Below are 22,022 nucleotides of genomic sequence, written 5' to 3' on the forward strand. Positions count from 1 at the left end.
ACGATGCTAGCTCAGGGCGGACCACCACGGGATCGCGGGGCCGCGTCCCTCGCTACTTGGGCTGCATCCGCGTGCCCGCGTCGAGGCGAACCGTTTCAGCGTTGAAGTAGGAGTTGGTGATCATCTCGACGGCAAGCGAGGCGAACTCGGAGGAGAACCCGAGGCGCTTCGGAAACAGCAGGTTGGCCGCCAGCTTCTCCTTGAACTGCTCGGAGGCCTCGCCAGTGCCATAAATGGGGGTGTCAAACAGGCCGGGAGCAATGGTGTTCACGCGGATGCCCGAGGCGGACAGGTCACGGGCCACCGGCAGGGTCATGCCGACAACTCCGCCCTTGGACGCCGAGTAGCTGGCCTGACCAATCTGGCCGTCAAAGGCCGCAACCGAGGCGGTGTTCACGATGGCGCCGCGCTCCCCCGACTCGTTGGGCTCGTTCTGGCTCATGGCCGTTGCCGCCAAGCGGATGGCGTCGAAGCTGCCGATCAGGTTGATCTCGATGACCTTGCGAAAGATCTCCAGGTCGTGTGCCGAGCTGTATTCGCCATCACGACCGATGGTGCGCGTGGCCCAACCAATACCGGCGCAGTTGACCAGGGCCTTCACCGGACCCAACTCCTTGCCGGCCTCGATGGCGGCAATGATCTGGTCGGTGTCGGTCACGTCGGTGGGGGCGAACACACCACCGATCTCCTTTGCCAAGGCCTCGCCGGCCTCGGCCTGGCGATCCAAGTCGCAGATGACGACCTTGGCACCCTTCTCTGCCAACGCCTTGGCGGTGGCCTCCCCGAGGCCAGAGGCCCCTCCGGTGACGAGTGCAGAAGCTCCGTTGATGTCAAGCATGACAACATCGTAGGGAGCGACCCGCGTTCAATGCAGATTCTGCCGCTACCGCCCGCTTTTCGATCGCTCAACCGGGGAGGATCGGGCCTCAGCTTGAGGTCGGGCCCCAGGCCGCACCACCGGGAGTAAGCATGCGCAAAACGTCGCCCGCCTGAAGCGCGATGGTGCACTTGTCGGGCAGGCGCTCGGCACGTGAGGTGTCACCTCCAGGCAGCAGCCAGTTTTCACCCACGGCGCCGTCACCCCCACCCGCACGACCTCGGGGCGCCACCACGCGTCGGTCGCAGATCAACGACACGGTGACCGGCTCGAGCACTTCGAGTTCGCGCTCGATGCCCTCCCCACCCGGCGACCTGCCCGCACCGCCGCTGCCCCGACGCAGGGTGTAGCGCCGCACCCGCACCGGTAACACCCGCTCGGCGGCCTCGATCGGCGTGTTGAGGGTATTGGTCATCGCCGTGTGCACTCCCGACATGCCCGGCAAGGGCTCATCAGCAACCCCGACCGGCCGACCTCCCTGGCCACCACCCACCGTCTCGTAGCTGACCCAGCCGTCCCCACCCAGAAGAATGCTGTTCATAGTGCCCTGCGAATCGGCCGGCACCCGCCCGGGGAACGGCCCCGCCAACGCGCCCAGCGCCACATCGGCCACCCGCTGGCTCACTTCGACGTTGCCGGCACCAACCGCGCTGGGCGCCACGGCATGGGTCACCGTGCCGGGACGGGTGACAACCTCCAGTCGGCGGAAGGTGCCCGCATTGGCCGGAAGCGACGGATCCAGCACGGAACGTAGCGCCCAGAAGGTCGCCGAGATGGTGACGGCCGGTGGCGCCCACACGTTGCCCGGCGCCGAGGCACCGCTGGCCGAGTAGTCGAACACGGCCCGGTGGCCGTCCAAGGTGAGCCGCACCCGAACGGGCACCGGCTCGCGCTGGTTCGGCGCGGGCCCGGACGAGTCCATCACGTCCGCAGCGTCCCACTGACCCACCGGGGCCCGAGCCAACGCCGCCGCCACGGCTCGTTCGCCATGATCGAGCACCTCGGCAAATGCGACGGCGGCGGCCTCGGGTCCGCCCAACTCCTCCACGATGGTCGCCAGCCGCTCGACCCCCACCCGGTTGGCACCCGCCTGGGCATCAAGGTCACCTCGCCGTTCGTCCGGGGTTCGGCTGTTGGCAACCACCAGCGCCGCCACCTCGGGGGTGAAGCGCATCGGCGGAAGCCGCAAACCCTCCTGGGCAATATGGGTGGCGTCGGCGGGAAGCGACCCGGGGGCCGAGCCGCCGACGTCGGCGTGATGCGCCCGAGTGGCAAGCCACCCCACCAGGGTGGCGTCGCAGTGTACGGGCGCCACCAGGGTGAGATCATTCAGGTGGGTGCCGCCCGCGAAGGGATCGTTGACCACGGCCTGCTCGCCGGCGGGCAAGTCGCCCAGTCGTTCGACGACTGCCGCCACCGCCGCCGGCATCGACCCGAGGTGCACGGGGATGTGTTCGGCTTGAACCAGTAATCGCCCTTGTGCGTCGAACAGCGCAACCGAGCAGTCGGCCCGTTCCTTGATGTTGGCGCTGAACGCGGCGCGTCGCAATACGGCTCCCGCCTCATCGGCCACCCCGGTCAGTCGGGACAGGAGCACCGCCAACCCTGCGCCGCCACCCCCCACCTTGACGTCACCCTCGCCTGAGCCCGCGGTCGGGTTTGGATCGGTGGTGTGCACCGCGTCGGCGACGGCATCGGCGGTGATCACCAGCGATCCCAGCGGCCCAGGTCTGCCCGTCCAGCCCCTGGGGATCCAGACCGTATGGTCTGCCGCCGGCAGGGAGATGGGGCCTCGCACCTCGGTGGTCGTCACCGGATCCGCCCCGGTCAGCAACTCCACAACACCCAGCAGTGAGTGACGCTCACCGGTGGCACGCAATGACACGACCTCGATGACAGCATCGGGCAGCGAGTACCCGTTGCGCCGTTGATGGATCGCCCCAAAATCGTCCACGTCCTCGACCTCGATCTCATGAGACTGCCCGACATAGCGACAGGACAGCCACGAGGACACCGTCACCTCGCCGTCCGCCCGTGCGACAGCACTCGTCCGAGAATCTCCGTGGTCACCAACGCCGAGCAACGCCTCCACCCGTGACTCAAGGGTTTGCCTGGCCTCGTTCAGTCCGTTCCTGCGCCGTGGGGTGGGCCATGTTTGAGTGAGGTCGTGACGTTCCGGTGCGCCCAGAATGCCGACCGCAGACAGCACCCCTGCGAGCGGCGGGACGATGACCGCCGCCATGCCCAACGACGCGGCCAACTCGCACGCGTGAAGCGGTCCTGCGCCGCCGAACGCCACCAGTGCCAACCCTGCCGGATCGATGCCACGTGACACGCTGACGCTGCGAAGCGCGCGCTCCATGTTCGCCGTCACCACATCGAGCAGTCCTTGAGCGCTCAACCCTGCTTCGCTCAACGCTGCGGCGGCACCGGCGACGTCGAGGTCGCCGAGGGCCCCACTCCCCTCGGTCGGAATTCGACCCAGCGCCACATTGGCATCGGTAACCGTAGGTTCGGTGCCGCCCCGCCCGTAGGCCACCGGGCCGGGCACGGCGCCCGCCGAGCGTGGCCCCACGGCGACCGCTCCGCCCGAGTCGATCGAGCCGATGGAGCCGCCCCCGGCGCCGATTGTGACGACGTCCAGTGACGGCAACCGAACCGGATGGCCCACCAGGTCACGTTCGGCCGCCGGCGCCGGTTCGCCGCCGGTGATGAGGCACACGTCGGTCGACGTCCCACCCATGTCGAGCGAGATCGCGCCGGGAAAGCCGCATGCCGCCGCCACCACCGCCGCCGCCCGCACCCCGCCGGCCGGTCCGGACAGGGCCAACCCAACGGGGGCCTCAAGCGCCTTGGCAAGCGGCCACATTCCACCCGCCGACGTCATGATCCACAGTTGCTCGGCCAAGCCGGACAGCCCCTCGAGGTAGCGGCGAACACGCGGACGCAGCGCCGCGTTCATCACCGTCGTTGAAGCCCGTTCGAACTCTCTGAACAGCGGCGAGAGCTCGTGGCTTGCCGTCACGTCCCAACCGCGTGCTCGATACGCCTCGGCCACCATTGACTCCCCCTCGGCGTTGAGATCGGCATGAAGGAAGCACACCGCAATCGCTTCGACACCCTCCGGGATCTCTGGAAGCAGGTCGAGGCTGGGAGCGGTCTCCACCACCCCATCCGGGAAGGTCCGCTCGCGCACCTCCAAGCGATCGACGCGGTTGACCAACGGACGAGGCCGATCAACGAAATGGTCCGCAAGCGAGGGCCGATGCTGACGACCGATCTCGATCAGATCCCCAAACCCCTCCGTCACCAACAGGGCCACGCGAGCCAGCGTCCCTTCCAACACCGCGTTGGTGGCCACGGTGGTGCCGTGAGCGAGATAGGCCACCTGGCCCGTCCCCAGGCGAGCGAGGCCCTGCCGGATGGCGTCACCCGGGTTTTCCGGTGTCGACGGCACCTTCATCACCGTGCCGTCCATCGTCACCACATCGGTGAACGTGCCGCCGGTGTCCACACCGATTTTGATCGACCGAAAGGCCGGTGGCCGGGCGCCAGGCGGTCGGTGCGGTTGTGACCGTTCAGCCGGCACGGGGTCGAACCTACTGTTCGGCTGCGAGGTCCAGGTCCCAGACCTCTGCGCCAAGGCCGGCGAACCGTCGTAGCAGCGCTCGGCTCTCGGAGGAGTCGCCCTGTCGAACCAACAGTGCCCCATCGGCAACACCCGCCAACCAGGAGTCTCGGCGCGCCAGCGCCTGAGCGCGTCCATCAGCGTCGGTCGGTTGGGACCGCTCCAACACGATGGTTTCGTCCACCCGGGCCAGCAAGCGACCAAAGGCCTCCCGGTCTGCTGAGCGCAGCGTTGTCTGCGGGTCGGGCCACGGCAGCACGGCAACCACGGTCAGGCCGGCCTCAAGGGCCACCTCAGCGGCCATGGCCTCAGGCCCCGGGCGCAGGCCCAGCAACACCACAAGGTCTGGATGAAACTCCTGTTGCGCCGGCAGGATTTTGGCCAGCTGAGCCCGAGCGGCACCAAGCGCTCGGGCATCGAGGCGGCGGGTGCCGGTCACGGCGTAGCGGAAACCCGCCGGTGCCCGAGGGTCATCACGACGTGCCGGTGTTGACGCAGCAGTTGCCGGAGCAGTTGCCGCAGCAGTTGACGCGTTGGCCCCGACGGTGGCCGCCGCCTCGGTCGCCAGCCGGTCGGCCTCCTCGTTCATCGGGTCGCCGGCGTGGCCCTTCACCCAAGCGAACCGCACAGCGCCGTGCTCCGCCACCTCCTCGACGAAGGGCTGCCACAAATCCTTGTTGGCCACCGGCTCCTTCTTGGAATTCTTCCAGCCCCGCCTCAGCCAGCCCTCGATCCAGCCTTCGTTGAACGCAGAAACGACGTACTTGGAGTCGGACACCACCTCGACCGGACCTGGGTGCGTCGCCACCGCTTCACGCGCGGCCGTCAACTCCATGCGCTGGTTGGTGGTGTGGGCTTCGGCCCCGGAATCGGAGGATCCTCCATCGTCCACCCATCCCCAGCCGCCGGGGCCGGGATTGCCACGGCATGAACCATCGGTCCAGACCCGAGCGGGCCGATCGGCCGGCCCCGTTGACCTGGAGTCCACTTCAGCGGGTCCAGGGTGGGTCGATGTCAGGGTCGATGCCGAAGCGGTCGATGGCCCCCGTGGCAACCGACGGGTCAAGCTCCCCGCTGCGGACCAGCGCCGACAGCACCGCCACCACCACGTGTGCTGCGTCGGTCTCGAAGAAGCGCCGAAGATGGGCCCGATCGTCGGACCGACCATAGCCGTCGGTGCCCAACACGCTGAACGGGCGCGGCACCCAGCGCACCACCTGGTCGGCCCAGGCGGAGAGGAAGTCCGAGACCGCCACCACCGGCCCCGTGCCCGCTGACAGCAGACGGGTGATCAGCGGCAGCGCCTCGGGCGCGTCCGGGTGCAGCCGGTTCCAACGCTCGACCGCCAGGGCCTCTCGCCGGAGCTCGTTGTAGGAGGTTGCCGACCACAGGTCGACCCCCACGTCATAGTCCTCGTGCAGCAATCGCTGGGCCTCCTTGGCCGCAGTCCAGCCCGAGCCCGAGTACAGCACCGAGGCCTGATGAGCGGCCTGCGGCGCGCCGTGACTGTGGTACAACCCGCGGGTGACCCACCCGGTCAGCTCGTCGATTCCCCCGTCTGTCTCTGGCATCGGGGGCATCTCGTAGTTCTCGTTGTAGAGGGTAAGGTAATAAAACACGTCCTCGCCACCCACCTTCTCGCCCGCTGCGGACGGCGGGTACATGCGAGCAAGGCCGTCACGAATGATCAGCGCCATCTCCCAAGCAAAAGCCGGGTCATAGGCACGGCACGCCGGCACCGTCGAAGCCAGCAGTTGGCTGTGACCATCCGTGTGTTGCAACCCCTCACCCTGCAGGGTGGTCCGACCGGCGGTCGCCCCCAGGAGGAAGCCGCGGGCCCGAGCGTCGCCGGCGGCCCAGATCAGGTCGCCCACCCGCTGGAATCCGAACATGGAATAGAACGTGAAGAACGGCAGCATCGGCACGCCGGTGGTGGCATAGGCCGTTGCAGCGGCGGTCCATGACGCCATCGATCCGGCCTCGGTGATGCCCTCCTCCAGGATCTGCCCATCGGACTTCTCGACGTAGGACAACAACAGGTGATGGTCCACCGGCTCGTAGCGCTGTCCCTTGGCGGCGTAGATCCCCAGCTCGCGAAACAGCGCATCCATGCCAAAAGTGCGTGCCTCATCGGGGATGATCGGCACCACCCGATCGCCGACCACGGGGTCGCGGGCAAGGCTGCGAAGCAGCCGGGTGAACGCCATCGTGGTCGACACCTCCTGCCCGTGGGAGCCCGCCAAAAGCTCGTTCCAGGTGCCCTCCTCGACCGAACCGAGACCCCGGCGAACCGGCAGGGTGCGAGCAGGCAGCGGGCCGTCCAAACCCCTCCGCCGCTCCATGAGATACCGATGCTCGGGCGAGTCATCGGCAAACCGCAGGTAGGGCGGATCACCGCCTGCCAGGTCGGCCTCGGACACGTCGTCCTCCAGGTGCAGGCGCTCTCGAAGCTCCAGCAACTGCTCGGTGTCCATCTTCTTGATCTGGTGGGTGGAGTTGCGCCCTTCCACCTTTGAACCCAGCGCCCAGCCCTTCACGGTCTGAGCCAGGATGGCGGTCGGAGCGCCGGTCATCTCGGTGGCGGCCCGATAGGCGGCATACACCTTGGCGTAGTCGTGACCACCCCGTGGCAGGCTCTGCAACTGCTCATCGGAAAGGTGTTCGACCAGCTTCCGCAGGCGCGGGTCGGGCCCAAAGAAATGCTCGCGGATGTAGGCGCCCGACTCGACGGCGTACCTCTGAAACTCACCATCGACGGTGGTGTTCATCTTGTTGAGCAGCACGCCATCGACATCCTGTGCCAACAACTCGTCCCAAGCGGCGCCCCAGACCACCTTGATGACGTTCCAGCCATTGCCGCGGAAGATGCCCTCGAGCTCCTGGATGATCTTGCCGTTGCCCCGCACCGGCCCGTCCAGGCGCTGCAGGTTGCAGTTGACCACCCACGTGAGATTGTCCAGCCCCTCCCGCGCCGCCAGGTCGATCGAACCCAGTGTCTCGGGTTCATCGGTTTCTCCATCTCCGACAAAGGCCCACACCCGAGAGCGGGAGGTGTCATCGATGTGGCGGTTGTTCAGGTACCGGTCGAAACGTGCCTGGTAGATCGAGTTGATCGGTCCCAGACCCATCGACACGGTGGGAAACTGCCAAAAGTCACCCATGAGATGCGGATGGGGGTAACTGCTGAGGCCCCGGCCGGCCCGGGCGGGGGTATCGATGTCGAGACGAAAACGGTCGAGGTCGACCTCATCGAAGCGGCCCTCCAGGTACGCCCGGGCGTAGATGCCAGGTGAAGCGTGACCCTGGATGTAGACGTGGTCGCCCGGGGTACCGTCGGCCTGGCCACGGAAGAAGTGGTTGAACCCCACCTCGTACAGCGCCGCCGAGGACGCGTAGGTGGACAGGTGCCCGCCGATGCCCGGCGCCGCCTTGTTGGCACGAACCACCATGGCCACCGCGTTCCAGCGAATGAACGCCCTGATGCGGCGCTCCATTTCGAAGTCACCGGGAAACCACGGCTGCCCATCGGTTGGAATCGTGTTCACATACGGGGTCCACACCGACGCCGCAACACCAAGTTGCCGATCGTGGGCGGCCTCGCCCAGCCGGGCCAACAGGTACCGCGCTCGGGCCTTACCCCGGTGCTCCACGACGGCATCCAGCGAGTCGAGCCACTCCTGGGTCTCGCCCGGGTCGACATCGGGCAACTGGTGCGAGAACGCATCGTTGAGCATCGGAACTCCCTCGTCTGGTCGAGCTCTTCATCGCCAGACTATGGCCATGCCCGGCCGCTCCGGGTACCGGCCGGATTACAGACGCCGCGCTACTCGACCAGCCGAGAGGTGCGTGAAAGCCACCCCGTCAACATGGCCACGGCGCGTGGGTCGTGACGCAGCTCGTGGCCGGCGCCGTCGATCATGCGAAACTCCGCAGAGCCGTGAGCATCGGCCAGCGCCAGAGGATCCACCGTGGGTACGATCTCGTCTGCCGAGCCATGAAGCAGCAGCAGCGGCCGGGGTGCCAATTCCGCCACCCGGTCGACGGGGCGGGTGGCGGCCAGCCCACGTGCCCATTCGCCAACGTCTGCCGGAAAGCCGGCGTCCCGGATCACCCCGACCTCGCGGGCATGGTCCAACAACGCCCGTGGGTGACGGGCCCAATCGTCGAAGTCACCGGGCGATGCGGCAGCCGAAACGCCGACCACCGCCGGGTTGGACGCACCCTCACAGATACACAATGAACCACCGGTGCCGAAACCCACCAGCCACACGGCGGTGACACCCAGGGAGGTCAACTCGGCGACCGCTGCGGCCACGTCACGCTGCCATCCGTCGAGTTCAAAGTTGCCCTCCGAGGTGGCGCAGCCCCGGAAGTTGATCGTGAGCACCGGCCAGGACAACGAGGCGGACAGCCGGTCGGCCAACTCGGGAAACGACTTGCCCGAGTTTTCGGCACCGCGACCCTTGTTGGGGAACCCATGGCACAGCACCACCCCATGGCCCGAGGCCCGTGCCCCGGAGGGCTGGGCCAGGTAACCGGCCAGCGAGAGCCCGTCCGATGAGAACCGAAGGTTGCCGCCCACCGGCGACAAACCTTCACCAACTCCGGACTCGTTGGCGCCCACCGGCGGGCGTTAGGCGGTTGCCGCTGCGCGGGAACCGGCGTGGGGGCGATAGCCCCGATTGCGCGCCTCGGCCAGCGTGTCGGGACCGAAGCAAATGAACGTTTCTGCGGCGAGGAGCTCGGTGAGCAACGCCTCGTCGGCGCCGGTCAGGGCGTCGACGTCGTAGACCACCTGCGAGCACTTATCGCCCACATACTGATTCTCCGCGAACTGCTTGGGGCGGTCCATCGTATCAATCTCCTCTGCGATGAAAGCCAGACCCTACTTCGAGCAGTCAGGAGGCTTCATCTTGAGTTGCATCGCCATCTGCCAATGGCGGTCCGACGGCGCCGATGCTGCGCTGATAGCCGGCCTCCGCGCGGAGGATCACGACCACCTGGTCGTCGGTCAGCTCACGATCCTCAAGTTCGCCCAACACCCATGCCAGGGGCTCGTCCTCGTCCACCACCACCAGATCGTCGGCAACCGTGTCGAAGGTGCGCCCCGACGCCAGGCCCCGCCTGCCGAGATAACCGATTTGGGCGTCGACGACGGCCCGCACATCGTCGTAGCTCACCTGGGCGGACACGTCGTCGGGCAGATGATCGGCGACATAGGTCACCGCGTCCTCCACCACGTAAACGGCCCGCAGCGGTCGCTGGGCCTGGACGCCGGTGACCGACCCAACCGCCAGCGCGGCGATGACGAAGGACACCAACGCGCAGAGCACCCAAAACAGCGCGATCACGAGGGTGAGCCTGTCACAGTCCCACCACGAGCCAACGAACGGCCGAGCCGATCAACTCAGATGCCGATGGCCTGGGCCAACAGCTCCCGGTGGTAGGTCGGATCGCCGAACAACAACTCGGAGCTCTTGGCCCGCTTGAAGTACAGGTGCGCAGGATGTTCCCAGGTGAAGCCGATACCGCCGTGGATCTGGATGTTCTCGGCGGTCGTGTGGAAGTAGGCCTCCGAGCAGTACGACTTGGCCAGGGACGACACCGAGGTCAGCTCGTCGTTCATCTCGGCTGCGCACCAGGAGGAGTAGTAGGCGGCGGACTTGCCCGACTCAACCTCCAACAACATATCGGCCAGCTTGTGCTTGATCGCCTGGAATGAGCCGATGGGACGTCCGAACTGCACCCGGTCCTTGGCGTACTGAACCGCCGAGTCGAGGCACTCCTGGGCGCCACCCATCTGCTCGGAAGCCAGCGCCACGACGGCCAGCTGCAACATGGTGCGCAGCGTGTCCCACCCCGACCCCGCGGCCCCGATGAGTGTGGCGGGCGTGTTGTCGAAATCGAGCTTCGCCTGCTTTCGGGTCTGGTCCATGGTGGACAGCGGAGTACGGCCCAGCCCGGAGGCGTCGCCGTCGACAGCGAACAGGCTCACGCCCTCGGGCGTGCGCGCCGCGACGAGGATCAAGGATGCGATGTGGCCATCGATGACATAGCTCTTGGTGCCGGTCAGCGTGTGGCCCTCGTCGGAGGCTGCGGCCTCCATCTCGATGCCCGACTCGTCCCACCGACCGTTCTCCTCGGTGAAGGCGACCGTCGCGATCGTCTCGCCTGAGGCGATGCCCGGCAGATACCTGGCCTTGGCGTCGTCGTCACCCGAGTGCAACAGGGCGTTGGCCGCCAGCGCCACCGTGGAGAAGAACGGTGCACACAGCAGGCGACGGCCCATCTCCTCGAAGATCACGCAGAGCTCGACGTAGCTGTAGCCGGAGCCGCCGTACTCCTCGGGAATCGCCAGGCCCTGCAGCCCCAGTTGCTCGGCCATCTGGCTCCACACGGCGGGGTCGTAGCCCTCGTCGGTCTCCATGAGGGCTCGCACGTCGGCCTCGGCGCTCTTGTTCGTCAGGAAGTCGGCGGCGACCTTGCGCAGCTCGACCTGTTCTTCGGAGAATGCGAAGTTCATGGGTGTCCCCTGGATGAGTGGTTCGAGCCCGCTCCACAGCGGTGCGCTGCGGTGGCCTCGAGCGGTGTTGTACGCGTTCCAGTCTGCCCTGCGGGTCGATCGATGTCAGGTCAACTTGTGTACACATGGGTACTCACTGGGTCGTGCGTCGGTAGGGTGACCGTCATGGACCTCACCGGAGGAACCTTGCAACTGGGCGTTCGGCAACTTCGGGCCGAGCTTGCGTCGTTGGTTCGGCGGGCCGGATCCGGCGAACGAGTGGTGATCACCGTGGCGGGGCGTCCGGTGGCCCAGTTGGGCCCGGTGGAGCCAACGGTGGGACCGCTGACCCTGGCCGACCTCGTTGCCCGAGGCGAGGTTGAGGCACCGCGGCGGGCGGACCGCCCCGAACCGTCCTTGACCGTGCCAACCTGGGCCGGGGTGCGCCTCGACACGCTCATTCGAGAGGTCCGGGGCCGATGACGCTGGCCCTTGACACCACCGGGCTGCTGGCCCGCTACCTGGAGGGCCCAACCCACGCCGTTGCGGTGCAGGCCATGAACTCCGACCCCGACTGGTGTGCGTCCGCACTGGTGCTGAGCGAGGCGATGATGTTGATGGACCGGCTGGGGCTGGACGCCGATCGGGCGGACCGGCTTCGCCAGGCGCTTCGCGACGACTGGGAACGGTGCGCCGTGGTGCCCCTCGACCGCAAGTGTCTCGATCGGGCAGCCGAATTGGGACGGACCCAACCGTTGCGCACGGTGGATGCGCTCCACCTGGCGGCCGCCGACCGCCTGCCTCGCCCGGTGACCTACCTCACGTTCGACCCGGCTCAGATCCCCGTCGCCCTGTCGCTCGGGTTCTCACTACCGGAAGATGACCTGACCCGGCCCTGAAACCCAGCGCATCTGTTGATTATGCAGACGTGGGCCACCACCCCGACGTCGGGGCTACAGCGCAGCCAACGCCTCGTCGTAGTCGGGCTCGTCGGCCAGTTCGGGCACCAACTGGCTGTGCACCACCTGGCCGTCACCGTCGACCACCAGGACGGCTCGGGCCAACAGGCCGGCCATGGGGCCATCGCCCATGGTCAGGCCGTAGTCCTTGCCGAACGCAGCCGTGCGGAAGGTGGAGCCCATCAGCACGCCGTCGATCCCCTCGGCGCCACAGAAGCGCTGCTGGGCAAACGGTAGGTCCGCCGAGACGCACAACACCGTGGTGTTGTCGAGAGCCGCCGCCCGCTCGTTGAACGCCCGCACCGAAGCGGCACACGTGGGGGTGTCGATCGACGGGAAGATGTTGAGCACGACGTTCTGACCGGAGAGCCCGCCCAAGGAGATCTCGCCCAGGTCGACGCCGGTCAGGTCGAAGCTCGGCGCATGGGCGCCCTCGGCGGGCGGCGTACCGACGGTGTGGACCTCGTTGCCACCGATGGTGATGCTGGCCATGTTGGTCTCCAATTGGTTGGGGGTCGCCGGCGGACGTGAGGCCGGGAGGAAGGGCAGGCCGGCAAATCTAGCGTCGTCCGACCCACCGAGGTTTTTCATCCTGCGGGCTCATGGAGTTCAGCCGGCGGAGCGCCGCCACGTCGCCCCGTCGGCCGTGTCGGTCACGATGACGTTCTCAGCGACCAGCTCGTCGCGGATTTCGTCCGCCCGAACAAAATTGCGTTCGGCGCGAGCCACCTGCCGCTCGGCCAGCAACGCATCGATGCGCTCGTCGGTGCCGGTGGCCTCGGCCACCGCATCGGGGTCAGCGGCGGCGGCGAGGCCCAGCCCCAGCGCCCGGTCGACGTCGGCCAGCAACGCCCAGCGCTCCGCAGGACCAAGATCGTCATCCCGGAGCGCATCCCAAAGCGCCGCCACCGCCCTGGGAGAAGCCAGGTCGTCGGCGAGCGCCTCCCAGAACGCGGCGACGTGCGCGATCACGGGCTCCGACCCCACCAGCCGCTGAACGATGTCGTCGTTGCGGGTCGGGCTGTCGTCGGGCGCAACGATGTCGGCGGGGAGCCCACCTGCTGCGATGGCCTCGGTACGGGCCGTGGCGGCCGCCTTGCGAAGCCGCCTGAACGCCACCGCCGCCTGATCCATGGCCGCCCAGGTGAAGTCCTGCTGCTGGCGGTAGTGAGCGGTGAGGAAGAGGTACCGAAACGCCAGCGGTTCGTAGCCGCGATCGACCAGCGTTTCCACCGTGAGTGCGTGTCCTGCCGATTTCGACAGCTTGGCGCCCGACAGGTTGAGAAACTCGTTGTGCACCCAGTGACCGACCCAGGGGTGCACGCCGAGCGCCGCCTCGCTCTGGGCGACCTCGTTGGTGTGATGCACGCCGATGTGGTCGATGCCGCCGGTGTGGATGTCGAAGGAATCGCCCAGGTACCGGCGGGACATCGCCGAGCACTCGATGTGCCAGCCGGGAAACCCGCGGCCCCACGGAGAATCCCACTCCTGTTGCCGTCTCACGCCCTCGGGGGTGAACTTCCACAACGCGAAATCGGGCGGATTTCGCTTGGCTCCGGTGTTGTCAACCCGACCGCTCGTCGTCTGGGCGGCCACGTTCAAGCCAGCGAAGTCGGCGTAGGCCGGGAAGGTGGAGATGTCGAAGTAGACCCCATCGTCGATGACGTAGGTGTGCCCGCCCCGCTCCAGGATTCCGATCAGCTCGATCTGCTCGGCCACGTGTGCGGCGGCCCGTGGCAACTCATCGGGTTCGAGGCAGCCCAGGGCGCGGCGATCGTCGGCCCACTGGGAGGTGTAGTGGGCCGCAATGTCCTCGGCGGTTCTCCCCGTGCGTGCGGCGGCGGCCTCCATTTTGTCATCGCCCTGGTCGGCGTCGTCGGTGAGGTGGCCCACGTCGGTGATGTTGGTGACGTAGGTGACGTCGTACCCCCCAACCAGAAGAACGCGTCGCAACAGGTCCGGGGTGAGCTGGCTTCGCATGTTGCCCAGGTGTTGTGGCGCATACACCGTGGGCCCACAGGTGTAGATGCCAACGTGGGGCGGGTTCAGCGGAAGAAACGGCTCGACGCTTCGACGACGGGTGTCGAACAGTCGCAGATTGACCAAGGGAGCGGGACGTGCAGCGCCGTCGAAAGGAACATCGCTGTCGGAAGCTGACATGACACCATCATGGCGCCTCGACCTCGCCGGCCGCATCAAGCGTCGGCCGTCGTGGCCACCCCCTCCTCCTGCCGTCGGGCGGTCCCGGCCGGCGGTACCCTGCCCGGATGACCACCGACGCCGTCAACACCCGTATCTGGTCCGACGCCCGAGCCGAGATCCATCAGGTCGTGGTGGGCCCGATGGACAACAACGTCTACGTGTTGCGCTGCCGACGGTCGGGCGACGCCGTGCTGATCGATGCAGCCAACGAACACGACGTGCTCCTCGAGTTGGCCAAGAATCTGGGCGTTCGCCAGGTTCTGGAGACCCACGGCCACTGGGACCACATCCAGGCGGTGACACAGATGCGCGACGCGGGCTACTCGGTGGGCATCACCTCCGAGGATGCCTCGATGCTGCCCTCCTACGACGAGATTCTCGGTGACGAGGAGGTGATTCAGGTGGGCGATCTCCGGCTGCACACCATCCACACCCCGGGCCACACACCAGGATCGATGTGTTTTTCCATCGAGGGGGCACCCGTGTTGTTCTCGGGCGACACGCTCTTTCCTGGCGGCCCGGGCAACACCACCTTCGAGGGTGGCGACTTCAACACGATCATCGAGTCGCTGGAACAGCGGCTCTTCCGCCCCCTCGCCGCCGACACGCTGGTGCTGCCCGGGCACGGCGATCACACCACGATCGGCACGGAGGCACCGCACCTCGACGAGTGGGTGGATCGCGGGTGGTAGTTGGACGCCAGGAACACCGGGTTCGCTGCAACCGGCCGACGTGCGGTCGGTGACGCCTGCCTATTTCCCCGCTCCCGGCCGGAGAAATAGACTGCGCCTCATGACACCAGAGGCGACGCAGGTTGTGAGCGTATGAGCGAACTGCGAAACCTGCCGGGCGACCCTCTGGACGCCGTTGCGCTGCAGCGGCAGTTTCCGGTCCTTCAGCGCTCCATCAAAGGCCATCGCATGGCCTTTCTCGACAGCGCCGCGTCGTCGCAGAAGCCTCAACGTGTCATCGATGCGATGTCCGGCTTTTACGAGACGATCAACGCCAATGTTCACCGGGGCGTCTATGAGATCTCCGAGCAGGCCACCAATGCGTTGGAGGGGGTCCGCTCCGATGTCGCCCGATTCATCGGAGCGTCCGACGTCGACGAGGTGGTGTTCACAAAGAACGCCACCGAGTCACTCAACCTGGTTGCAGGGTCGTGGGGCAGGGCCAACCTGGGTCCCGGCGACGCCATCGTGCTCACCATGTTGGAACACCACGCCAACATCGTCCCCTGGCAGATGCTGGCGTCCGAGCGCGGGTTCGACATCCGATGGATCCCGCTGACCGAGGACGCCCAACTGGACCTTGGCAACCTCGACACGCTGTTGGATGGCGCAAAGCTGGTGGGCCTCACCGCCGCATCCAACGTCACCGGCACCCTCACCCCCGTTCGACGCATCGCTGACGCCGCTCACGACGCCGGTGCGCTCGTGTGCGTCGACGCCTGCCAGTACGTGCCACACGCCGCCTGCGACGTCAACGCGCTCGGCGCCGATTTTTTGGCGTTCTCCGGCCACAAGATGTGCGGGCCGACCGGCATCGGTGTGCTGTGGGCCCGACGCAGCATCCTTGAGGACATGCCCCCGTTTCTCGGTGGCGGTTCGATGATTCAGGACGTTCGCCTCGACGGGTTCGTCCCCACCGGCATACCTCATCGATTTGAGGCAGGTACCCCGCCCATCGCCGAGATCATCGGGCTGGGAGAGGCAATCGCCTTCCTCAACGAGGTGGGGATGGAAGCCGTTCAGGCCCATGAGCAGGCCATGTCCGCTTACGCCTTTCGCACGCTGACCGAACGCTTTGGCGAACGCATGGTGATCCACGGCCCCGCCGAGCCGGATCAACGAGCCGGGGTGATGAGCTTTGCATTGGGCGACGTTCACCCCCACGACGTGTCCCAGATCCTCGACGAACACGGTGTTGCGGTGCGGGCCGGACACCATTGCGCCAAACCGCTGATGAAGGCGCTGGGCGTTGGCGCCACGGCCCGGGCATCGTGGTACCTCTACAACACCCCCGACGACATCGACGCCCTCGCCGACGGCCTGGAAGCCACGGCCCGGTTCTTTCTGTAGGCGTCCCCGCCCCACCCTCCCCACTCCACCCTCCCCACTTGCCACCCAAAACCATCGGAGTACCCATGGCCGGTCTCGAAGACCTGTACCGCGAGATCATCCTCGATCACTACCGAAGCCCGCGCCACCGCGGCCAACTGGAAACACCGCCCGCCGTGCGGGCAGAGGGCTACAACCCGCTGTGCGGCGACGAAGTGGTGGTCTACCTGGACGTCAACGATGCGGGCGTGGTGGCCGACGTGGCCATCGACGGCCAGGGTTGTTCGATCAGCCAGTCATCCGCATCGATGATGAGTGCGGCCATTCAGGGCCGCACCGTCGACGAGGTGCGGGCGTTGGTGCGCTCGTTCAAGCAGATGATGTCAATCCACGAAAACGAACTCAGTGGGGAAGACGACGACGGCGATGAAGAACCGGCCGGCGAGCCGGAAGCCCCAGACCTGGGCGACCTGGCGGCCCTGCAGGGAGTAGTGAAGTTTCCGGTGCGAATCAAGTGCGCCACCCTCTCGTGGAACACCCTGGTGCAGGCCCTCGACGACGCCGGCGTCTAACCAAGGGCCGCAAGCCGGGGGCCCGCTAGCCGCCGCCGAGGTTGGTCGGAGCGGCCTGGCTGGTTGGAGGCGACGGCATCGGGGCTTTTGCGTCGGACGGCAACGCCACCGGCGCCGGAGCGGTGGTCACCACACCTCCGGTCACCTTGGGGAGCGATTCGGGGTCCACCTTGTCACCCAACCGTTGAGCGACGGCGGTGGCGATCAGCGGATCGGCCAGCGACAGGGCCTCAACGGGCAGCACCGTGCGATTGATCAGCGTGACCCAGTCGTCGGTGCCAAGTTTGAGCAGGGTGTCCGAACGCACCTTGCCCGAGGTCCACAGTGTGCGACCGAGCTCCTCCGGCAGCTTTGGGAGGTCTTGGGCACGAACGGTGGGCGTGGCACCGGCCTCCCGGGCCTGGGTGACGGCCAGCGCCAGCGCTTTGGCCACCGGATAGGGGTTGGAGGTCTCCCCCCCGGACGGCTTCACCTCGAAGTGAAGGTGGGGAGGCGTGCCGATGGCGTTACCCGAGGTACCCACCTTGCCCAAGAACTGGCCCACCTCCACCTGTTGACCGTCGACGCCCTCGGCCACCGCCGACAGGTGGGCGTAGTAGTAACGGTTTCCGGACCGACCGTAGAGATACACCGTGTTGCCACCGAGCCGGTTGGTTGCCACCCGCACCACGCCGTCCTCCACCGCCACCACCGGGGTGCCGTAACGGGAGAACATGTCGGCGCCCTGGTGACGGCGCTTGCCGCCGTCCCGGTCGTACCCCCACGAGTCGATGAAGTTCCAATCGCCGGCAATGGGGTAGGTGACGGTGAGGTCGTTGGCCAGCAGCGCTGCGAGCGCCGCATCGGGCTGCTGCGCTTCCGGCGAGCCTCCGGCGGTCGTCGTCGCCAGTGCCCCCTCCGGCAGTTCGGGCAGTGCGGGCGTGGTTTCGTCGGGGACGTCGGGGTCATCAAACGTCAGCGACGAGGCCTCGGACACCACCTTGGCCAAGCTGGCCTCGGTGTCCGCCAACCCCTTCCGGGACTCAGCGAGCGCCGCCTTGGCACCTTCACGTGCAGTGGTCAGCTTCTTGACGCTCGCCTGCGCGGACTCGAGGCCTTTCGACGCACTCACCTGGTTCTCGTCGGCGCCCACCATGACGGTGCCCGAATACTCGCGAACCACGCTCGACCGCATGGTCTGGCCGGTCAACGCCAGCACGTCGGGATCATTCTCTCCGTAGAGGTTGGTGTAGGACGCCACACTCATGCGGGACAGCTGCTTGCGGGCCAGCTCGGAGGTGGCCTCTCGACTGTCGAGGTCCTTCCGAGCGTTGTTGACCGCACGTTCCGCCTGTACCAGGGCCGTTTCAGCCTCGATGACCCGGGCCTTGGCGGCCGACCGCTGCTCCTCAACCGAGAAGGCGACCGATTCGGCCTCCTTGCGCACCTTGGTGGCGGTCTCACGCAGGCTGACACCCTGAACGCCGGCCTCGCCGCCAACCAGGACCGGGGTCTCCCAGATGCCCGGCGCCAACTCGCGAATGGGGCTTGATCCAACGACCGCACCGCCACCGGTGTTGCTTCCCCCTGCATCTCCCGGGTCGCCTGAAGGCGCGGGAGGCGGCGTAACAACCTCGCCCACGTCACCGCCGCCGTCTTCCTCCGGCTCCTCGGCACCCGGCGGAGGAAGCGTTGCCTCGGGAAGCGTCGGGGTGGTTTGTGTCGGCGCCTGGGTGGCCGGCGGTGCCGTCGGCGTCGGTCCCGGCGCCTGGGTGGTCTCGGGGGCCTGGGTGGGCGGAGGCGCTGTCACCGGAGGAGCGGTCACCGGGGCCGCCGTCGTGGGCGCAGCAGTGGTGGGCGCAGCAGTGGTCGGCGCCGCCGTCGTCGCGGGCGCAGCAGTGGTCGGCGGAGCCACCGGTTCGGTCGCCTCAGGTGGCTCTTCCTCTGCACCCGCCGGCACTCCACCACCGACCGTGCCAATGAGCAGCGCTCCCGACAGCGCGGCTGCGCCCAGGGTTCGTCGGCCACGTTGCTTAGCCAGGCTGCTCAGAGGGGTCATCATCACCAGGTACAGGTTATCGGCCAGAGACCGTGATCTTGTGTGTCGTTACACTTCGTCCATGTCGACCCCGCACAACCTCTCCGATCGTCCCGGGCCGAACGCCCTACACTATGCGGCGGAGGACGGAAGCGACAGCGGGTCCCGGCTTTCGGCCTTCAACGCCAGGTTCGGCCCTCCGGGCCTGACGTTCGACGACGTGATGTTGTTGCCGGCCGCCTCCGACGTGCTGCCCCAAAATGCCGACACTTCAGCGGTGTTCGCGCGGGACATTCGGCTCTCGGTGCCCATCGTGTCGGCCGCCATGGACACGGTGACCGAAGCGGGCATGGCGATCGCACTGGCCCGGCTGGGCGGTCTCGGAGTGGTGCACCGCAACCTGTCACCGGAGGAACAGGCTCACGAGGTGGACCGGGTGAAGCGCTCGGAGTCGGGCATGATCTCCGACCCGGTCACCTTGACCGCCGACCGTCCCGTGGCCGACGCGCTGGACCTGATGGCCCGGTTCCACATCTCAGGGGTGCCCATCACCGACGCCGCCGGGACGCTCGTGGGCATCCTCACCAACCGCGACCTGCGGTTCGAAACCGACAACGACCAGCTGATTTCGGCCGTGATGACCCCCATCCCGCTGGTGACCACACCGGTGGGCACCACCCTCGACGAGGCCCGGGTGCTGTTCGCCCGGCACAAGATCGAAAAGTTGCCCGTCGTGGACGACGAGGGCCGGCTTTGTGGCCTGATCACCGTCAAGGACCTTCAAAAGCGCATCGACCATCCTCAGGCCACCAAGGATTCCGATGGCCGCCTCCGGGTGGCAGCGGCCATCGGCGTCGGGGCCGACGCCCTCGGGCGCGCGAAGTTGTTGGTGGATGCGGGCGTCGATGCCCTCATCGTCGACACATCCCACGGCCACAGCTTTGCCGTCATCGACACCGTGCGCGGCCTGCGGAGCGACTGGGATGGTCCCATCGTGGCCGGCAACATCGCCACCGCTGAGGCGGCCGAGGCGCTGATCGGGGCCGGCGCGGACGCCATCAAGGTGGGGATCGGCCCCGGCGCAATCTGCACCACCCGGGTGGTCACCGGCATCGGAGCCCCCCAGATCACCGCGGTGTGGGAATGCTCACAGGTCGCCCAGCGCCACGGCGTGCCGGTGATCGCCGACGGCGGCATCCAATACACCGGCGACGTGCCCAAGGCCATCGGCGCCGGCGCATCAACCGTGATGTTGGGCGGCTACCTGGCCGGCGTCGACGAGAGCCCCGGCGAAATCGTGTTCTATCAGGGCGAGCGCTACAAGGAGTACCGCGGCATGGGCTCGATCGGGGCGATGAAGGCCCGATCGTTCTCCAAGGACCGCTACTTTCAGGCGCACGTCACCGAGGCCGACAAGTTGGTACCCGAGGGGATCGAGGCCCGCGTTCCCTACAAGGGTCCGTTGAGCGGTGTCGTCGGCCAGTTGGTGGGAGGCCTCCAGCAGGCCATGGGGTACACCGGCTGTGCCACGCTGGACCAGCTGCGCAGCGAGGCCCGGTTCGTACGCATGACCGCAGCCGGCCTGAGGGAGAGCCACCCCCACGACGTCACGATCACCGAGCAGGCCCCCAACTACCGCCTGAGGTAAGAGAGGCGAACGCGTCTTGGTTTCGAGCCGGCGGCTCCACCGCCGGCGTTGAGCAGCCGGCAATGGCACGATGGGTCGATGCCCACACCATTTCGTTTCGCCATCCAGTTGTCGCATCCGCTGCCCGGAACCACCTGGGCCGAGACCGCGCGCCGCGTGGAACAGGTCGGCTTCTCGGCACTCCACATGCCCGATCACTTTGGCGATCAGCTGGCACCGGTGACCGCCATGGCCTGGGCCGCTGCGGCCACCGAGGAGCTGAAGGTGGGGGCGCTGGTGTTCGACAACGACTACCGCCACCCGGTGGTGTTACACAAGGAACTGGCCACGCTGGACGCGTTGACGGGCGGCCGCGTAGAGCTGGGCCTGGGCGCCGGCTGGATGCGGTGGGACTACGAGCGATCCGGGATGGACTACGACGAGCCCAAGATCCGCGTCGACCGCTTTGAGGAGGCCCTTCTGGTGCTCAAGGGGCTGTTTGCCTCCGGCGAGTTCAGCCACCATGGCACGCACTACACGATCGATGCGCTTGAAGGGCTGCCGCGCCCCACCGTGGAGGGCGGACCGCCGATCATGATCGGAGCCGGTGGCCCCCGCATGCTGGGCATCGCCGGAGCCCACGCCGACATCATCGGGGTCAATGCCCGCATCCCTTCCGGCGCCGTCGACGCCGAGGCGGCCAAAGACTTCGCCCCGGAACGCATCGACCAGAAGCTGGAATGGATCCGTGCCGCTGCCGGGAACCGCTTTGATGACATCGAGTTGAACGTACTGGTGTTCTTGGCCACGATCACCGATGACGCACGGGGCATGGCCCAGGGCATCGCTGCGATGTTCGGAGGCGAGCCCAGCATCGAGCGTGGGGTGGGCGCGGCCGTCAATGCTGCTGCAAACGGGGCTCACGACGACAAGGCCCCAACAAGCGATGCAGCGTCCAACTCGTCGGGCGGATTCACGACCGACACCGTGTTGGGTGCGCCGGCCATCCTCTTGGGGACGCTGGACGAGATGGCCGACACCCTGCGCGAGCGGCGCGAGCGCTGGGGCATCAGCTACATCACGCTGCAAGGGCCCGAGGCGCTCAACCTGGCGCCGCTGATCGCCACATTGACCGGCACCTGAGGCCCCCGAAACACGGCGGGCCCCCCTTCCGGTCCCCGTATCAGGCGACGCGTTGGATCGCTGCGGCCAGGTCGGTGTCTCGCATGGTCAGCGTGCCGGCGTCATGGCTGATGAGGTCGACGGTCACGACGTTGTAGCTGTTTGACCAGTCCGGGTGATGATTGGCCGCTTCGGCCAATGGCGCCACCCGGCTCATGAACGCGAAGGCCTCAGCAAAGTCGGCGAACTCGAAGCGGCGGCGCAGCGCACCGTCGTGCAATTGCCATCCGGGCAGGCGCCGCAGGGCGGCCCGCACCTCGTCGTCGGTGAGGCCCTCGTTCTGGGGCTGGTCATCGCTCTCGGCATTTGATGGTTCGGTCATCGTCGTGGCCTCTTCCTCTGTGATCATCATGGTTTGCACGGCCGCTGCAGTGGGCGTTCCGAAAGCGCAACGCC

The 22,022-nt window shown here is 67.3% G+C and carries 19 protein-coding genes; 7 read left to right on the plus strand and 12 right to left on the minus strand.

What is annotated here, in order from left to right:
- Positions 1-52: 52 nt before the first annotated feature.
- From MPARV_RS0102925 to MPARV_RS0102960, 8 genes are all read right to left on the minus strand, one after another.
- Positions 53-838, minus strand: a complete 786-nt coding sequence (locus MPARV_RS0102925) for an SDR family NAD(P)-dependent oxidoreductase (RefSeq protein WP_012225925.1) — start codon at positions 836-838, stop codon at positions 53-55.
- Positions 839-926: 88 nt separating this feature from the next.
- Positions 927-4,466 carry a hydantoinase B/oxoprolinase family protein gene (locus tag MPARV_RS0102930; protein ID WP_172636547.1) on the minus strand — a complete coding sequence of 1,180 codons (3,540 nt, stop codon included), beginning with the start codon at positions 4,464-4,466 and terminating at the stop codon, positions 927-929.
- A 10-nt stretch (positions 4,467-4,476) separates the two neighbouring features.
- The gene (locus MPARV_RS23380; protein WP_020377175.1) at positions 4,477-5,493 is read right to left on the minus strand and encodes a ribonuclease H family protein; all 1,017 of its coding nucleotides are present in this window, start codon (positions 5,491-5,493) and stop codon (positions 4,477-4,479) included.
- Between the two features lies 1 nt (position 5,494).
- Positions 5,495-8,239, minus strand: coding sequence for a pyruvate dehydrogenase (acetyl-transferring), homodimeric type (gene aceE, locus MPARV_RS0102940; RefSeq protein WP_020377176.1), 2,745 nt, complete (start codon positions 8,237-8,239; stop codon positions 5,495-5,497).
- A gap of 89 nt (positions 8,240-8,328) precedes the next feature.
- Positions 8,329-9,129 (minus strand): alpha/beta hydrolase family protein, encoded by an 801-nt coding sequence (locus MPARV_RS0102945; protein ID WP_020377177.1) that lies wholly within the window; start codon positions 9,127-9,129, stop codon positions 8,329-8,331.
- A 9-nt stretch (positions 9,130-9,138) separates the two neighbouring features.
- Complete coding sequence (locus tag MPARV_RS0102950; protein ID WP_020377178.1) at positions 9,139-9,357, minus strand: hypothetical protein; 219 nt, start codon at positions 9,355-9,357, stop codon at positions 9,139-9,141.
- A gap of 46 nt (positions 9,358-9,403) precedes the next feature.
- Positions 9,404-9,856, minus strand: a complete 453-nt coding sequence (locus MPARV_RS0102955; protein ID WP_020377179.1) for a hypothetical protein — start codon at positions 9,854-9,856, stop codon at positions 9,404-9,406.
- Positions 9,857-9,912: 56 nt separating this feature from the next.
- Positions 9,913-11,028 carry an acyl-CoA dehydrogenase family protein gene (locus MPARV_RS0102960; RefSeq protein WP_020377180.1) on the minus strand — a complete coding sequence of 372 codons (1,116 nt, stop codon included), beginning with the start codon at positions 11,026-11,028 and terminating at the stop codon, positions 9,913-9,915.
- A 165-nt stretch (positions 11,029-11,193) separates the two neighbouring features.
- Here MPARV_RS0102960 and MPARV_RS0102965 point away from each other — a divergent pair, with 165 nt between their 5' ends.
- On the plus strand, positions 11,194-11,490 hold the full coding sequence (locus tag MPARV_RS0102965) for a type II toxin-antitoxin system Phd/YefM family antitoxin (protein WP_040055358.1): 297 nt from the start codon (positions 11,194-11,196) through the stop codon (positions 11,488-11,490).
- Entirely contained in the window at positions 11,487-11,906 is a 420-nt protein-coding gene (locus MPARV_RS0102970) for a type II toxin-antitoxin system VapC family toxin (RefSeq protein WP_012225909.1), read from the plus strand. The genes MPARV_RS0102965 and MPARV_RS0102970 overlap by 4 nt, the downstream gene beginning before the upstream one ends.
- A 54-nt stretch (positions 11,907-11,960) precedes the next feature.
- Here MPARV_RS0102970 and tpx read toward each other — a convergent pair whose 3' ends face one another.
- Both tpx and cysS read right to left on the minus strand, forming a co-directional pair.
- A complete protein-coding gene (gene tpx, locus MPARV_RS0102975) occupies positions 11,961-12,458 on the minus strand; it encodes a thiol peroxidase (RefSeq protein ID WP_031277127.1) in 498 nt (165 codons plus the stop codon).
- Between the two features lie 117 nt (positions 12,459-12,575).
- Positions 12,576-14,126 carry a cysteine--tRNA ligase gene (gene cysS / locus MPARV_RS0102980; protein ID WP_020377182.1) on the minus strand — a complete coding sequence of 517 codons (1,551 nt, stop codon included), beginning with the start codon at positions 14,124-14,126 and terminating at the stop codon, positions 12,576-12,578.
- Positions 14,127-14,233: 107 nt separating this feature from the next.
- Between cysS and MPARV_RS0102985 the strand changes: the two genes are divergently transcribed.
- The 3 genes from MPARV_RS0102985 to sufU all read left to right on the plus strand — a co-directional run bounded on the left by MPARV_RS0102985 (position 14,234) and on the right by sufU (position 16,800).
- Positions 14,234-14,860, plus strand: coding sequence for an MBL fold metallo-hydrolase (locus MPARV_RS0102985; protein ID WP_012225903.1), 627 nt, complete (start codon positions 14,234-14,236; stop codon positions 14,858-14,860).
- Between the two features lie 132 nt (positions 14,861-14,992).
- Positions 14,993-16,249: an aminotransferase class V-fold PLP-dependent enzyme gene (locus tag MPARV_RS0102990; protein ID WP_012225901.1), complete on the plus strand. Its 1,257-nt coding sequence runs from the start codon at positions 14,993-14,995 to the stop codon at positions 16,247-16,249.
- Positions 16,250-16,314: 65 nt separating this feature from the next.
- A complete protein-coding gene (sufU, locus tag MPARV_RS0102995; RefSeq protein WP_012225899.1) occupies positions 16,315-16,800 on the plus strand; it encodes a Fe-S cluster assembly sulfur transfer protein SufU in 486 nt (161 codons plus the stop codon).
- Between the two features lie 25 nt (positions 16,801-16,825).
- Here sufU and MPARV_RS22090 read toward each other — a convergent pair whose 3' ends face one another.
- Positions 16,826-18,841, minus strand: a complete 2,016-nt coding sequence (locus MPARV_RS22090; RefSeq protein ID WP_051011870.1) for a M23 family metallopeptidase — start codon at positions 18,839-18,841, stop codon at positions 16,826-16,828.
- Between the two features lie 58 nt (positions 18,842-18,899).
- On the opposite strand from MPARV_RS22090, the gene guaB reads away from it, so the two are divergent.
- Entirely contained in the window at positions 18,900-20,465 is a 1,566-nt protein-coding gene (guaB, locus tag MPARV_RS0103005) for an IMP dehydrogenase (protein ID WP_012225895.1), read from the plus strand.
- A gap of 78 nt (positions 20,466-20,543) precedes the next feature.
- Complete coding sequence (locus MPARV_RS0103010; RefSeq protein WP_020377184.1) at positions 20,544-21,587, plus strand: TIGR03621 family F420-dependent LLM class oxidoreductase; 1,044 nt, start codon at positions 20,544-20,546, stop codon at positions 21,585-21,587.
- A 40-nt stretch (positions 21,588-21,627) separates the two neighbouring features.
- Here the strand turns inward: MPARV_RS0103010 and MPARV_RS0103015 are convergent, their stop codons facing one another.
- On the minus strand, positions 21,628-21,978 hold the full coding sequence (locus MPARV_RS0103015) for a 4a-hydroxytetrahydrobiopterin dehydratase (RefSeq protein WP_238538807.1): 351 nt from the start codon (positions 21,976-21,978) through the stop codon (positions 21,628-21,630).
- Positions 21,979-22,022: the final 44 nt, after the last annotated feature.

Source organism: Candidatus Microthrix parvicella Bio17-1, assembly GCF_000299415.1.
In the GTDB taxonomy this organism is placed as follows: Bacteria; Actinomycetota; Acidimicrobiia; order Acidimicrobiales; family Microtrichaceae; genus Microthrix; species Microthrix parvicella.

Bases quoted from the DNA above. Each gene is read 5' to 3' on its own strand.
- MPARV_RS0102925 (WP_012225925.1), bottom strand. From the start codon at position 838: ATGCTTGACATCAACGGAGCTTCTGCACTCGTCACCGGAGGGGCCTCT.
- aceE (WP_020377176.1), bottom strand. From the start codon at position 8,239: ATGCTCAACGATGCGTTCTCGCACCAGTTGCCCGATGTCGACCCGGGC.
- MPARV_RS0102950 (WP_020377178.1), bottom strand. From the start codon at position 9,357: ATGGACCGCCCCAAGCAGTTCGCGGAGAATCAGTATGTGGGCGATAAG.
- MPARV_RS0102960 (WP_020377180.1), bottom strand. From the start codon at position 11,028: ATGAACTTCGCATTCTCCGAAGAACAGGTCGAGCTGCGCAAGGTCGCC.
- MPARV_RS0102965 (WP_040055358.1), top strand. From the start codon at position 11,194: ATGGACCTCACCGGAGGAACCTTGCAACTGGGCGTTCGGCAACTTCGG.
- MPARV_RS0102970 (WP_012225909.1), top strand. From the start codon at position 11,487: ATGACGCTGGCCCTTGACACCACCGGGCTGCTGGCCCGCTACCTGGAG.
- tpx (WP_031277127.1), bottom strand. From the start codon at position 12,458: ATGGCCAGCATCACCATCGGTGGCAACGAGGTCCACACCGTCGGTACG.
- cysS (WP_020377182.1), bottom strand. From the start codon at position 14,126: ATGTCAGCTTCCGACAGCGATGTTCCTTTCGACGGCGCTGCACGTCCC.
- MPARV_RS0102985 (WP_012225903.1), top strand. From the start codon at position 14,234: ATGACCACCGACGCCGTCAACACCCGTATCTGGTCCGACGCCCGAGCC.
- MPARV_RS0102990 (WP_012225901.1), top strand. From the start codon at position 14,993: ATGAGCGAACTGCGAAACCTGCCGGGCGACCCTCTGGACGCCGTTGCG.
- sufU (WP_012225899.1), top strand. From the start codon at position 16,315: ATGGCCGGTCTCGAAGACCTGTACCGCGAGATCATCCTCGATCACTAC.
- MPARV_RS22090 (WP_051011870.1), bottom strand. From the start codon at position 18,841: ATGATGACCCCTCTGAGCAGCCTGGCTAAGCAACGTGGCCGACGAACC.
- guaB (WP_012225895.1), top strand. From the start codon at position 18,900: ATGTCGACCCCGCACAACCTCTCCGATCGTCCCGGGCCGAACGCCCTA.
- MPARV_RS0103010 (WP_020377184.1), top strand. From the start codon at position 20,544: ATGCCCACACCATTTCGTTTCGCCATCCAGTTGTCGCATCCGCTGCCC.
- MPARV_RS0103015 (WP_238538807.1), bottom strand. From the start codon at position 21,978: ATGATGATCACAGAGGAAGAGGCCACGACGATGACCGAACCATCAAAT.